The sequence below is a fragment of the candidate division KSB1 bacterium genome (assembly GCA_016214895.1).
GTDB lineage: Bacteria > Electryoneota > RPQS01 > RPQS01 > RPQS01 > JACRMR01.
Genome location: JACRMR010000013.1, coordinates 117,969 through 132,063, shown reverse-complemented (window position 1 = coordinate 132,063; position 14,095 = coordinate 117,969). Strand labels below are relative to the sequence as shown.

At 53.5% G+C, this 14,095-nt stretch carries 9 protein-coding genes; all 9 read right to left on the bottom strand.

The annotated features are described in order from the left end of the window. Positions 1–1,583: 1,583 nt before the first annotated feature. Positions 1,584–2,216, bottom strand: a complete 633-nt coding sequence (locus tag HZB60_09060) for a hypothetical protein (protein MBI5059909.1) — start codon at positions 2,214–2,216, stop codon at positions 1,584–1,586. After that, positions 2,191–3,291, bottom strand: a complete 1,101-nt coding sequence (locus HZB60_09055) for a site-specific integrase (GenBank protein ID MBI5059908.1) — start codon at positions 3,289–3,291, stop codon at positions 2,191–2,193. The genes HZB60_09060 and HZB60_09055 overlap by 26 nt, the downstream gene beginning before the upstream one ends. Position 3,292: 1 nt before the next feature. Continuing rightward, positions 3,293–3,547, bottom strand: a complete 255-nt coding sequence (locus tag HZB60_09050; protein ID MBI5059907.1) for a ribbon-helix-helix domain-containing protein — start codon at positions 3,545–3,547, stop codon at positions 3,293–3,295. A gap of 145 nt (positions 3,548–3,692) precedes the next feature. Continuing rightward, positions 3,693–4,643, bottom strand: a complete 951-nt coding sequence (locus HZB60_09045; GenBank protein ID MBI5059906.1) for a tyrosine-type recombinase/integrase — start codon at positions 4,641–4,643, stop codon at positions 3,693–3,695. Positions 4,644–4,776: 133 nt separating this feature from the next. Further along, positions 4,777–5,469, bottom strand: a complete 693-nt coding sequence (locus tag HZB60_09040) for a M48 family metallopeptidase (GenBank protein ID MBI5059905.1) — start codon at positions 5,467–5,469, stop codon at positions 4,777–4,779. 25 nt (positions 5,470–5,494) lie between these two features. Then, the gene (locus HZB60_09035; GenBank protein MBI5059904.1) at positions 5,495–8,584 is read right to left on the bottom strand and encodes an HsdR family type I site-specific deoxyribonuclease; all 3,090 of its coding nucleotides are present in this window, start codon (positions 8,582–8,584) and stop codon (positions 5,495–5,497) included. Continuing rightward, complete coding sequence (locus HZB60_09030; protein ID MBI5059903.1) at positions 8,581–10,083, bottom strand: DUF4062 domain-containing protein; 1,503 nt, start codon at positions 10,081–10,083, stop codon at positions 8,581–8,583. Before HZB60_09030 ends, HZB60_09035 begins: the two co-directional genes overlap by 4 nt. Next, positions 10,080–11,264 carry a restriction endonuclease subunit S gene (locus HZB60_09025; protein ID MBI5059902.1) on the bottom strand — a complete coding sequence of 395 codons (1,185 nt, stop codon included), beginning with the start codon at positions 11,262–11,264 and terminating at the stop codon, positions 10,080–10,082. Before HZB60_09025 ends, HZB60_09030 begins: the two co-directional genes overlap by 4 nt. Beyond that, on the bottom strand, positions 11,255–13,645 hold the full coding sequence (locus HZB60_09020; protein MBI5059901.1) for an N-6 DNA methylase: 2,391 nt from the start codon (positions 13,643–13,645) through the stop codon (positions 11,255–11,257). Before HZB60_09020 ends, HZB60_09025 begins: the two co-directional genes overlap by 10 nt. Positions 13,646–14,095 lie beyond the last annotated feature (450 nt).

Sequence of the window (14,095 nt, the reverse complement as noted above, 5' to 3'; positions counted from 1 at the left end):
TCGATCAAGTCTACAATCAGGAACGGCTGCACTCCCGCTTAGGCTATGTGCCGCCGGTCGAGTTCGAAACCCAATATTATCAACCCGCCCTCACCCCATAACCAGCTGGGAGATCGTGTCCAAAATACGGGGTGCAGTACAGTTCCTCACATATATTAGGTCGGCCGGTACTGCGGATAAGGTTAGTATCCACCGCCTGAGCATAGGAGAAACCAGCCATACCGACACCAAAGTGTCAGAGGGCGTCTGCAGCGCCCACTCAACCGTCTCCTTTGCGTGGCCTACGCGCCATTCATCACCCCAACCTGGGCCAACTATTGAAATCCCGGATACCGGAATCGTATCCGATGTAGTAGCACATAGTAGACAGTTTTGCCCAGAAGGTGCAACGTACCTGTACGATTGATCACTCATACTCACAATGTCGGCAATTGTGAATGAGCCCGTGTTTGGCCCCGTCCACCAGACCTGTTCGCCCCCGGGGCTGACGCGCAGCAATCCGGGCGAGTTAAAACCAAGGGAGACACTAATGATCAGTCCTCCGTCGAAAGACCTTGCAAACACACGCCCAGGCTTTGCCAGTGGATCCAATGTGAGCAGCGTGCCCTCGTTTGTGAAACGCCCGATTGCTGCGCTTGAAACAACGGAGATGATACCGTCTGCACCCACGGAAACGTCTTCCCACCTATCGAGCGCGAGTTGACTGCTGTCTACCCACATTACATTACCAAACTCGTTCGTCTTGACTACGAGGGCCTCAATTTGAGCAGGCGGCCCGTTCCAATATCGGTCTCCTACGCATACAAAGCCGCCATCAGGGCAGACATCGATATCTGACAGAGTTGTGTAATCTCCCCCAAAATCCAACACGTGAGTCCAAAGCGTGTTTCCTCCAGCGTCGATCGATAATATCCTGGTAGTGTTGGGAGAGTTCCAGTCGGAATTCCATCCGATTACCGCATAGCCGCCCGACATGGTGGCAACCGCATCCCAAGGTTGAAGTAGCCCAATAGTATCATAAGCCTGGACTTCCCCTTCCGCGCTTACTCCCATGGCTATGCCGTATATCCCGCTCGCTGATGCGCCAAAGACAATACATCCATTGCTGGACGTTGCGCAGATAGCCTTCGATATTTGCCCATCCAATTGCTGCGTTCGGCGCGACCAGACAGTGTCTCCGGCGGGCGTATACCGGACCACAAGAGTCGGGTAGTTTGTTCTATCAAGTCCGCATGCGACGACGTCACCGTTCGTCATCACTGCTAAACGTTCAAATATGCATGATGGAAATGTCCTTGTCCATGCCGTGTCAACAGGCTGCGCAAGAGCACCTTGCACCCCTACAGACAAAAGGACGAATAGCCAGGCACGAATCTGCATAATGTACTCCTAACATCATGGCCTGAACCAATGCCTAAGATTCCATGCGAGCGAAAGATGCCAAACTTCCAGCGGAGATTCGCTCGATCACAGGCGCACGCCAAAGTGGGAATCTTCGGCTTAAGACTCACTCGTAAGTATAGTTTTTTTTGCACGAATTCAAGGGCTTAGGCAGCGAACACTTGAATCTATCATAATATGAATCAATAAGTCAGGTTAACCTTTCTGTGCGACTGGCAAAATTCTCCCGACCAGACATGGCACGTCAGCCGAAATCCCCTACAATCTTCGTACGAATATTGTAGGGGTTTGTTTATCAAGGGCTTGATGCAGATCATCAAGGGACGTATGTTCAGGACATGCACCGTATCAGGTTCAGACGGATTTCGGAAGCCCGGATTCTGGCGGGCGATCAGACCGGTCGCAAGTGGGAGGTCATGGTCATCAGGGCCGGTCTCTCCCATAACCTGTGCCCGGAAGGCAATCGCTACTTCTACGATGCGGCCATGCTCCAAGAGGCCATGCCTCTCTTTGACGGCGTGCTCGCCTATGCCTTCGAGTTCAGCCCGGAGTACTTCAATCATGTCCCCGACGGCGCAATTCCGATCAAGCAACAGGCCGGGATTGCGAAGAACAAAGTCGGCGAATACAGAAAGCCACATTGGGGCACGGACGACGAGGGCAACGAAGGCATCATCTGCACATTGACGCTCGTTGACGATGAACTTGCGGGCAAGATGCGCGAGGCGTGGAACAGCGGCCTGCGCGATTTCGTCGGCTACTCCATTGACGGCGAAGGCGACTATAAAATCAAACAGGCAACCGTTCGACTCCATGACCAAATTCAACACGAGCCAACATTTTCGATTGATCTTCGCGAGCGAACGATGTGTAGTACTCCAGTGTGGTCTTGTCTGACTGGTGCCCGACCCAGTCCATGACCATTTCCAGCGGAATTCCAGAGACAAGGCAATGAATGATGAACGTCCGCCTGAGATCGTGGAAGGTCAGGGCGTCAAGTTGCGCGTCGGCTTGAACACGCTTGTAAACGTCGTCGAGGTGACCACTGCCGCGATGCAGATTCGAGATGTTGCCGAACAGCCGGACACGAGTTTGGGGTATCTCATCGAGCAAGGCACGTAAGACAGGAGCAATAGGAACGGCTCGCGTCTTCGCCGATTTCATGGCGGGCACAAAGATCCGGTTGGCGGTATAGTCGATCCAAGACCATTCGCAAGCCAGTGCCTCGGATTTACGCATACCCGTGTACAATAAGAAACCCAAGAACCATGAGAGGGGCTCGCCATTGTAAGTCGCCGCTGAAGCGCCAGCGAGCAAGCGGGAACACTCCTCCGTGCTATAGTAGCGGATTGGCTTAGTACGCTGAACTTTAAGCTTTTTGAGGCGCGGCGGTGTCCAGTCGAGAATGCTGCCGCACCAACCAAGAAACGTACCTACGCGCATCATGTGATTATTGACCGTCGTTGGCGATAGCTCTTCTCGGCTCCCGCGTCTCGTACTTCCGCGCTGTATCAGCCAATTGCGAAAGTCGATCAAATCAGCCAATGAAATGCTGCGAATTGGCCGGTCGCTGTAGTTATCAAGGAATAGAGAAAGTGTGTTCTTGTGCAGCCAGAGCACGCGTGGTTTCAGAAGCTCGTGTGAGCGCGTGTCCAAGTAGCGTTGCGCGTTTGTCTGAACAGTGTTGGAATCGTGGCCTTCCGGTCGCAGAGGGTTTCTCCCTGCCTTCAGCTCCGATTGCATGCCCTGAACGATCTCTATTGCGTTCCGTTTGCTGCATTCGGTCGTCTTCAGACCCGTAGAGAACTTCTTCCACTTGCCATCCTTAGTCTTCACCGCGCCAAACCAGTATTCGCCTGACTTGAGCTTTCGCTTGTAAACTGAGGGCATCCTAATTCCTCTCAGGCTTTGACATGTCAAGCGGCCTGCCACTCGCAAGTTTCTCCCGTTTCACAAATGGCTTGCCTCGCAGTCCCTCGCTAGTTTCCAGCCAAAACACCAACGCCTGTTCGACAAGCCGCGATAGTGGAATCCGAAGCTCATAGGCCGCCCCCTTGATTCGTGAGACGGTTGTTGGATCAACTCTGACGGTGACGCTCACAAGTTTAGTGTGTCCGGTTTGTTTTTCGACCTTGGACTTCCGCACACTGGAGCCAGCGGATCGACCACGGACGCGGTTAGAGGGTCTTGGAGGTTTCCGGTCGGGCATAGGTCTGTTCCGCAAGCGTATCAGGAATTATTATGAGTGCGATAATGTGCCTTTTCGCACTCATGGAGAATCTTAGGCACAATTAGTCTATAGACGCAGCAACCAGTTTGGCAACCTCGCCGCCCATGTCCCGCCGATTGTCGTCATACACGGTGAGGGTACGAATATCCTTGTGTCGCGAGAATCGTTGAACACTGCGCACGTCTCCGTGCATTAGGTCCAGAGCTTCGGTGATCGCCGCATGGCGCAGTCCGTGCGGATTCACCTTTAACCCAACCGCCGCCCCAAGCGCAGCCACGATTCGCGCAATGCTGTAACCAGTCAATCTCCCGCCCTTTCTGGCCCGGTCCATGTTCACGAACAGCGGGAGGTGTCCGGCTTGCCTCAGGTATGACCGAACCTCAATCCAATTGCGAAGCGCGCGCTGAGTTGACTCTGGCAGCGTCAGAGTCTCGCGTGCTGAGCGACTCTTTCCAAGTACGGCAAGCGTGCCTTCCTTCAAATTGAGATGCTCTACGTTTAGGCTGACAACCTCACCGCGTCTCAGGCCGAGATCATAGAGCAACCGGACGATGGCCACATCTCTGATCCCCTTCGGATCTCCTCGGCCAGTTGCCGCAGCGAAGAGGTTGCTCACGCCCACACGACCCGGGCCTCGCGTGTCGCGGTATGCCTGCCCTTTCACACCCTCGATTTCGAGCGTCCAGTTTACGCGTCCAAGAGTGCGCGCCAGCTTGACCAAGGAACGAAGTGCAGCAAGTCTCCGATTAACCGTGGCTGGCTGTAGTGAGCGTGCTATCAGATTCGCGCGATATGCAAGCACAATTGCATTCGCCTCACCGTGCGGAAGCTCAATCAGAGCTTGCGCGGCCATCTCGGCAGACCGCATGTTCGTGAACGCAGCAAAATCCTCGATGTCCCGGCGGTACGCGGCCAGCGTCGTCGATTTTCTCCCGGCCAAGAAAGCCTGGACGAGATTTCCGGTTGCAATCAGGTCGGTGTAATTCGGAGCGCCGACAGACGAAACTGCCATTGTGTTAATATTACTCGACATAGCTCGATATCTCTATTCATGGAACGGCGAATTGGAATTAATGTAATAAATGATTTCATTAATTGCAAGCGGAGGCGTTCACATAATTGACTTCCGAGATCCGTGGTGGACATCAATACTCCCAAGCATCATGGGCCAGCGGCGCGGAGTTCAATTCTTGCTTCCGGCTGCGCCAATTCGGCAAGTGCTTGTCCATAAGCTTGGTGAATCGGTCACTGTGGTGTCGTTCAATCAAATGCACGAGTTCATGAACGACGATGTACTCAATACACTGCTCTGATTTTTTCACGAGTTCGAGGTTTAGCCAGATCCGTCGAGCTTCGACATTGCAACTTCCCCACTTCGTTTTCATCCGCTTTATGCCCCAATCTGCTACCTTCACGTTCAGGCGGGATTGCCACTTCTCTAACAGTTGTGGAATCAGCGCCTTTAAGTGATCGCGGTGCCAACGCTGAAATACTCGCGAGCGGAATTCGGCACTGGACTCGGACTTGACATACAAGTCAATCGAGGTCTTGCCCTTCAAAGCTACTCTGGCTGGGCCTTCATTAATATGGACGCGAAGACGATACCGCTGCCCAAGGAAGTAGTGGCTTTCACCAGACACGTATTGCCGCTCAGATTGCCGTGACTGCTCCTCGAACTTGGCCCGCTGCCGCTTGATCCAGCCGAGTCTGCTGATTATCGCAAGTCGCACGGCCTCGTTAGACATCAAGAGCGGTGCGGCAACTCGCACTCGTCCGTTCGGTGGATAGACGCCGAGATGCAAGTTCTTGATGTTCTTGCGCACAATGTCAATCGACATACCGCTGACGGTGATGCGTCGCGTTTCAGTAATCACGTTGGTTCTTTATCAATTCGAGAACTTGATCAATTACAGCCTCGTCCTCGCCGAGTACTGATTTGATGGCAAGCCGCACTTGCTTAAGCTTGAACGGGTTGGATCGCCAATCATCCTGTCGACTTGTCATCACAGCACGGTCAACGTCAATGGCCAGCTTTTCATTCCTATTCAAATTATCATAAAGCGCGCGTTTGGCGTAAGTGTCTAATGTTTTCGGATAGGCAATTCCACCGTCCGGATTCTTAGCCTGTCTGGTCAAGTCCACGATCTTGGCCAAGTACTCCTCATATTTCACCGTCTCGGCCTTACGCTGGGCAATGAGGGCGTCTAATAGCTCCGACATGCGCTCATAATATTTCGGATTGAACGGCTTCTCGTCGACAATCAATCTGCGAACATTGTTCTCGATAGTCTCGGCAACTGCCTCTTTGTTTTCCCGCAGTTCTTTGGGAAGTTCCCGCACAGCATCTGCACCACGCTCGACGATCAGCTCGATCAGCGACATGTCGTCGAGTGCGGAAATCTTTCGACTGTCTTCAGCGCGAATGTAAGAGTCAATGAGATGGCGCATCGCGGGTTCATACTGCTTTAAATCAATATAGTCACCGCTGGCAAGCTTCACTTCGTCCCGTAATTTGTCAAAGTGATCGACTTCTTCCTTCAGTGCCGTGATCTCGGTTGGTGTGTAGCCAGCATCTTCCAGATCATTGGCGATGTTGGCAAATGCCCGCAATAGTGATGCAGTCATCTTGTAGAGTGCGAGCCGCTTCGGTTCATTTTCTTTCAATTGCGCGGCATCGCCCGATTCAGATGTACAGAAGAAGTGCCGGTAAGCGTCGGAATCCTTGGGCATCTCTACCGGCTCACACAGCGCCTTGATCGCCTCGCGCTTCTCCTCCAAGTCTTCTCTTGCTTTGGCAACTCGGTTTTTCAAGAGTCCGGCGACGTCTTCCTTCTCGTAGTTATCAAGTGCGCCAGATGTATAGTCATGTACGGCTGTTTCAAGGCTGTTGAACAAGTCCTTGTAGTCGATGATGAATCCATAGTCCTTATCTTCGCCATCACGTCGATTGACTCGGCAGATGGCTTGAAACAGGCCATGATCTTGCATCTGCTTGTCAATATAGAGGTAGGTAGCCGATGGCGCGTCGAATCCGGTCAGCAGCTTGTCCACCACGATGAGGAGTTTCATCTGGCCCGGCTCTTTGATGAACTTCTCTTTGACTTCCTTTTCAAACTCCTCGATCCTTTTGATGGCGCTATCGACCGGTTCATTGAACCACTGCGCCAGCATCTTGCAATAGATATCGTACTTCCGCAGCTTCTCCGTCATTCCTTCGCCACTCTCTTCGCCTTTAATCTGCGAAGCAGAAGCCCGATACGATGTTACAATCGCACACTTATCCGCTAAATCCGTGTAGGAGAACAGCTCATAGATTTTACATGCTGAATAAATGCTGTCAGAAACCAGCATCGCGTTACCGTGCCCGTCCATCAATCGCGGTCTTGTTTCCATGTCGAGCATGATGTCAGCAACGATTTTCTCCAAGCGTGACTGACTGGAAAGCACTTTCTTGAGTGTTCCCCATCTCTGCTTGAGTTGTGCCTTAGCCAAATCAGTGAGGCCGCGAGTCTTCGCCTCGAACCAGTGGTCGATCTTTTCTTGAGACGTGATGTTCTGTTCAATATCACGCGCTTCATACCGCAAATCCACGACGACGCCGTCTTTCACCGCCTCGTCCCACTTATAGGTGTGAATGTACGGACCGAAGACTTCGACGCTCTTTTGCTTGTCGGCTTTGAGTAGCGGAGTCCCCGTGAAGCCGATGAACATGGCGTCCGGCAGAATCGCCTTCATGGCTTTGTGCAATTCACCGGACTGCGTGCGGTGGCATTCATCTACAAACACGTAGAGGTCGCCTTTGGCTTTGAAATCGTGTGGCAGCGCCTTCTTCACCTCTTCGATATACGCATCAATGTCGCCGACTTCTTCGCCCTCCTCTACGCGACCGAACTTGTGAATCAGCGAACAGATTAACCACGGCTTTGTCGAGTTAAGCTTTTCGATCAGATCAGTCCCGCTTTCTGCGCGGTAGATATGCTCGTCAATCCCGAGAAAGATCTTCTCGATCTGTTCGTCGAGTTCGATGCGGTCGGTGATAATCAGGATACGAGCGGCTGAGTTAAATTCGCGAATCCACTTCGCAAGCCAGACCATCGTTAGGCTCTTGCCTGACCCCTGCGTGTGCCAGATGATCCCGCCTTCGCGCTTGCGTACCGCTGTTTGCGCCGCCTTGACCCCGAAATACTGGTTCGGGTAGCTGATCTTCTTTGTCCCGGCGTCGAACACGATGAAGTCGTGAATTAGCTCTAACAGGCGCTCCTTACTACAAAGTTGCGTCAGTGGCCGGTCGAGCAGGCTTTCAATCGCGCTCGGCTCTTTCCACTTCAGATAATACTTTTCGGGAGTCTTGATGACGCCGTAACGCAACCCTTCGGTGTCATTCCCCGCCATGATGAGTTGGATCGTGGAAAAGAAGGGCAGAATGAACTCGGGCTTCTGATTGTCAAGATTCTGGCGAATGCCCTCGGCCACCGAGACTATCGAGCGCTTGAGCTCCAACACACCGAGCGCAATCCCGTTGACATAGAGCACGATGTCCGGTCGCTTGTCGTTCGCTCTTGCATCTGCGGCGGAGACGGTGACTTCCTCCGCAATCGCGAAGTCATTCTTGAGTGGTTCCTTCCAATTGATCAGCCAGACTATTTTAGTGTCCTCACCAACCTCTGGCCGGACTTTGACACCGTAACGTAGCAGCCCATAGACGGCCTTGTTCCGGTCATACAGACTCTTCGTCTGATCGTCCGCAGCCCTTCCGACTTCGCGCAGTGCTCTCGTGATCAGCGTTTCGTCGTGTCCTTGCCGTTTCAACCAAGAGCTAAGCAGCTCCGGCTCGATATTCGAATTGCCCTCGCGATCCGTCCAGTCGCCGAGATAATCGTACCCCAGCGTGTCGCGGAACAGCTTGACAACGCGATCTTGTGTGAGCTTCTCTTTCTGGCCGACGTCGGTCATGGCTTCTCCAGTTGCGCTTTCAAGGCTCTGCCCTTGGCGGTCAAACGGTATTTCTGGCTCTTGCTGTGGGGTCTATCCGGAATGGTCATTTCCACGTAGTCTTGTTCAAGTGCTGGCAGCAGGTAAAGCGTACGGAAGTTTTGCCGGTCACTCAAGTTTAGTTCTTCTTGTATCTTCACCCGCTCCATTTCCCCCTGTAGCGAAAGCACCAGCCTCTTGACTTCTTCCGCTACTTGTGGGGCTTGTTGGGGGGTAACTTGTAGGGTATCTTGGGGGGTAACTTGCGGGGCGACAACCGTCCGCCTGATAGTCGTTGTAAATCCATTATAAACGATGAACTCCGGTTCAGACACTCCGGCGACCTTACAGCGCTGAATCATATCCGGAATGCCCGTTCCGAGCTTCTCGATGTAGCCAGCATGATAAAGCGGGTCGGCGAGCAAGGGATTGGCCGGAAGAGACCGGTGCGGACGGCGCAGGTCCGCGACGGTCAGCGTCGGCGGCAACCGCCCCGGATTCGAGATTTCCAGCCGGTCGGCGTAAAGAATCACTTCCACGCTGTCGTTGGTCCGGTAGTCACGGTGCGCCACGGCGTTCACAATGGCTTCCCTGACCACAGCCTGTGGAATCTCGTACTCGGTCGGCACTTGGGTTGACTCCGCACGTGTCCCAATTCTGAGGTTAATCTTGGAGAGCACAAAGTCCACGGCCTGATCCACCAACTCGAAGACCGTCCCCTTGTAGATCTGATAGGACGGGATTGGCTTGGTCTTCTGCACGCCGTGGAAATGCGCGCACTTGACTTCCGACGTGCGGTGAAAGCGTTGCGGCTCCTTTCCGAACAGCAGAACCGCCGCGTTCTTCGGAACTCCGTTTTCCAGAAGGCCCAGATGCGTCAGAAGTTCGGCAGGGGATGTGGTTTCGGGCAGCGGGAAGTTGCGGGTAGCACCGGCCTGTCTCAAAAACCACTTCATGCGCTCGTGGTTCAGATCTTCCAGCGTCGCGCCCGGACATACCGAATCGTCAAACGGCTTCGTATGTAGCAGACCTCGGTCCCCGAGACATTGAATCAGCGCCGCGTAGACTCCTGCCTTCAGTTCGCTCAGGTCAGCGAAGCGCTTGCGAACCAACTCCGCCTCCACTTGACGGATCAGCGCCTGCATTTTCAGCTCGCGGGCTGTTCTGTCGCCGCCCTTGATGAAAATCAGGCGTTCCTTGTGCCGGCGGGTCGCCTCGTCAAATTCCTGATGCGTGGCCGATTTGCCGGTTGCATCTTCGCGGCCATACTGACATCCGAATAGGCCAAGGTAGATGTCACATTCCTGCACTTTGCCAAGGTAGATCTCATCGGCTCTTCTGTCCGCCGCGGGCACGTCCTCGAAGATGAACGGCTCAAAGAACCGCCGCAGCAACGGATCGCAGGACAAGTACTCTCGCAGTTCCTTGCGCTCCTCGGCAAACTCGGTCTGCACGCTGCTGATGAAGACGCGCAGGGTCATACCAGCCGAATCCTCCCCGTCAAGAGTTCCTGCATCATCCCTTGCTTCAGCGCGCGGGTCTTCTCCCGCTGCTGCTCCAGCGTGGCGATTTCGGCATCCATGTCGGAAAGAACGGAAGCGATCGCGGATTGCTCGTCAAACGACGGAGCCACGAATTCAAAAGCAAGAAAGGTCGGAAGTCGAAGGGAATCCACCGTAGCTTTGACCGTGTTGCGCATGGCATGTTTGTTAAAGGTTTCAATCATGCAGAAGTAAAGGAACTTTGCAAACGTATCGCTGCTAAAATCACTGATTTTGTAAACCCGCTGGTGATAGTCAAACTTGCCGTTGACGTAGTGCAGGATGCTCCCAATGTTACCTTCGCCGTGCACAAGGATCGCTTCACCATCGACTGAGTAACTGTTGATCCTCTCTACAGTCTGGGAACGAACAAAGAATGGATACGTGCCATCCTCTACCTTATCCTCGTTGTTTCGCTTTCCCGTGCCGATATCCGCAACCTCCCCCAACTTCTTCACCTCCCACTTCCCACCAAACCCCGGGAGCCGTTGCTTGCCAGTAAGGAGCTGCTGCATCGCGCCTTGCTTGATGTCGCGCTTCTTGGCAATGAGCTGATCTAACTTGGCGAGCAGAGCATCCGCGTCGGACAATGCTTCGGCGATTGCGCGCTGCTCGGGAAGTCGAGGTGTCGAGAATCGCAGCTTACTGATTTTATCGAGAGTCAACCTTGTGATGGCATTGCCAACCATCAACTCTTTAATTCTTCTCTGACCACCCTGTGAGAGAATCTGCTGTAAATAATATGCTGCCTCATGACCGCGTTTGTCAAAGCGTAAGAAAGCAACGCTTGATAATAGGCTGATTTCTTCATCAAGTTGATTCAGCGCAGCGTTGCCAGTATTCGCTCCGTCTTTGGTTAAGAGAATATCCCCTTTTCTGACATCGCAACGACTGTATATCGCCTTATGTTGCGCCGTGTCGATTCGATCAGCGCTGGAAACATCGAGCGTTCCAAATTTGATATGTGTTGATGTCACATAAAGATAATCGTTCCCACCGACGGTGGGGGAGAAGTGCGTGCCGTCTTGAATCTTAAGGGCAACTTCACCAGCAGTCTTAACGTCCCAATCTTCCGGAATCACGCCCACTTCAGTGAGCTTGTACCCCTGCTTCACTTCCACGAGAACCCCATCTGCTTGAGATGCTTGTTCACGCGGGCGGTGAGGTCGTTTACTTCTTTGGAAAGGTCGGGCAGCGGCGTGGCGTAGCGTTCGGCCAATTGCTTGATCCGTCCGGTGAGCGCCTGCGAGACGCGATCCAGTTCGCTCTGCACATCCGCCGCGAGTCGCGCCAGCCACTTGTCACCCACCACCAGCTCTTTGATTTCCGCTTTGGTCAGCTTTCCGTACCTGGCCGTGACTTTCGTGTCCAGCTCTTTCTGCGCGTCCTTCACGGCCTTCTTGGCAGCCCCTTCCTGCTCGATCAGCGCCATGTAGCGAGTCAAGAGCTTCCGCTCCTCTTTGTCCTCCTTCTTCCCTTCAATCTCCGTCAGCCGCGCCTTCACGCTCGCCTTGGTCAGCCTGTCCTTCTCGTTCTTCGCGTCAAACAGCAATCCCTCCTCGCCGCCGTGCTCCTCCGCAAGCTCTTCCATTTCCCGCGTAATCGCGTCGCACTCCTGTTCGAGCTGCTCAATCGCTTTGGCTTCCGTCGCAAAGTAGCGCGCGACGATGAGGGTTTGCGGAATCAGATCGGTATTCGGCTTGCCATCTAAGACCGCCTTCCAGCCTTCCTGCACGATCAGATACAGATCGTCCTGCATCGCCTCGTCCCAGTAGTCCATCAAATGCTGATAGAGGTCGTAGGGATCAAGCAATTTCGCCTTCCGAAATGTCTCCAACAAATCCTCGGCCAGCTCGCCAATCAATAGCTTGGGGCGGTCGTCGAGCTTGATCGCTTCGAGCTTTGGCCGATTCGTGTCCCGCCATTTTGCGAACAGCTTGCTGATCGACTTATTAAACGTCGTGAATTCCGCATGACCGAAAATCGTCGGCTTAATCTCGCTCGCCGCAACTTTGAGCTGACAATGGCCCGGCCTGCCGAACGGCTTGAATAATTCCGACCTCAGACTGGGAAAGACCTTCCAGTAGTTCGCGAGATCATCAATATCGCGGTCAGGAATTCCACCCTGCAAATGCCCTTCAATGTCCTGCAAATCCTCCGGCTCCGTGCTGTCGATATAGCGCGGAATGTTGAGATTGTAATCGTTCTTGGCAGCGCTGATTTCCGCCAGCGGCACCATCCGCGAATACTTGGGAAGCTCAAGCTGCTTCGTAAACGTGTCCACGATCTTGTGAATGTCTTGCGCGCGCAAGCGGTTCTTAGGGCCATCCTTCGCGAAGCCCTTACTCGCGTCAATCATGAAGATCCCCTTGCGACCGACCGAACTCTCCTTGTCCAGCACAATAATACACGCGGGAATACCCGTGCCGTAAAACAAATTCGCAGGCAAGCCGATAATGCCCTTAATATACCCGCGCTGAATAATTTTCTTGCGAATATCCGCCTCGGCATTTCCGCGAAACAACACGCCATGCGGCAGAATGATTGCGCCTTTGCCGGTACTCTTCAGCGACGCAAGCAGGTGCGACAGAAAGGCATAGTCGCCGTTCTTCTGCGGCGGGATTCCGTAGTCGAACCGCTTATACTGGTCATGTTCCGCGTCGAGGCCGTTGCTCCAAGCCTTATCCGAAAACGGCGGATTGGCAACGACAAAATCGTGAATCTTCAAGCGGCCATCCTTCTGCGTGAAGTGTGGCGAAGATAACGTATTGTCATTCCAGATTTCCGCCGTCGGGCATTCGTGCAGAAACATGTTCATGCGCGCCAAGGCAGCCGTGGCGTTGTCCTTCTCCTGTCCGTTGAGCGCGAGGTCAAACCCAGTCTCGCTCTTGGCTTCATCATGTGCTTTCAGCAGCAATGAACCCGAGCCACATGTCGGATCGTAAATCGTCTGCATATTATTCTTGGCTGAACCGACGCCAATCACTTTCGCCATGATCCGCGAGACTTCCGCCGGAGTGTAGAATTGTCCTTTGCTCTTGCCTGACTCCGTGGCAAAGTGGCGCATCAGATACTCATAAGCATCGCCTAACAGATCGTCACCGTCCGCGCGATTGCTGCCGAAATTCAATCCCTCGAAAATAGCGACAAGATTCGAGAGCCGATCCACCATATCTTTGCCCTTACCGAGCTTCGCATCGTCATTAAAATCGGCAACATCAATCACTCCTCGAAGATCGTTGGCTTTCGCAAGCTCGCCGATGATCTTATTGATCTTGTCGCCGATCTCCTTGTCGCCTTTCAGCTTTAGCATGTCGGCGAAGCCGCCGCCTTTTGGCACCTCGATCAAGGCGTCTTTCTGCCCGGCGTACTTATCCGAAACATACTTGACGAACAACAGCACCAGCACGTAGTCCTTGTACTGCGAAGCGTCCATGCCCCCGCGCAGTTCGTCGCAACTCTTCCAGAGCGAGCTGTAGAGTTCAGATTTCTTAATGGCCATGGTCTATTTGAATGCGAATTTGTGACCGGGGTCAGCCGGAGCCCGGTGCGTCAGTAGGCAGGAGACGAACAGCATCAATTTACACCGTAAGGAGCTAAATCGCAAGGGTTTAGTTTTCGGCAAGGAATGGCCTTGGAGGCAGGTCCGTCAATCAAGTTACGCTCGCCGACCAAGTAAAACATTGTTATTACTTGAATTCAATTGCGAACTCCGATTCGGGACTTCACCGGTCATCGGAATAATGTGAGGTCTAACGTGACTCTTCGCTCGCGCTCGATTGCCTCCCTTCGCGCTCGGCGCTCCCAGCACTTGAGGTAGTATCGACTCTTCATGCCACGGTGAATTACTCGATTCAGCCACGCCAGCCCGCCTCCTGGATTTCCCATCGCAGCGGCTAAGGCGAGCATCTCGGCCTCGAAGTCATTAGACCAGTGGATCGCCGTGTAGTAA

What these genes read in the sequence shown, in the direction of transcription:
- HZB60_09060 (MBI5059909.1), bottom strand. Translation starts at nt 2,216, where the DNA reads ATGGAGTCGAACGGTTGCCTGTTTGATTTTATAGTCGCCTTCGCCGTC.
- HZB60_09055 (MBI5059908.1), bottom strand. Translation starts at nt 3,291, where the DNA reads ATGCCCTCAGTTTACAAGCGAAAGCTCAAGTCAGGCGAATACTGGTTT.
- HZB60_09045 (MBI5059906.1), bottom strand. Translation starts at nt 4,643, where the DNA reads ATGGCAGTTTCGTCTGTCGGCGCTCCGAATTACACCGACCTGATTGCA.
- HZB60_09040 (MBI5059905.1), bottom strand. Translation starts at nt 5,469, where the DNA reads ATGTCGATTGACATTGTGCGCAAGAACATCAAGAACTTGCATCTCGGC.
- HZB60_09035 (MBI5059904.1), bottom strand. Translation starts at nt 8,584, where the DNA reads ATGACCGACGTCGGCCAGAAAGAGAAGCTCACACAAGATCGCGTTGTC.
- HZB60_09030 (MBI5059903.1), bottom strand. Translation starts at nt 10,083, where the DNA reads ATGACCCTGCGCGTCTTCATCAGCAGCGTGCAGACCGAGTTTGCCGAG.
- HZB60_09020 (MBI5059901.1), bottom strand. Translation starts at nt 13,645, where the DNA reads ATGGCCATTAAGAAATCTGAACTCTACAGCTCGCTCTGGAAGAGTTGC.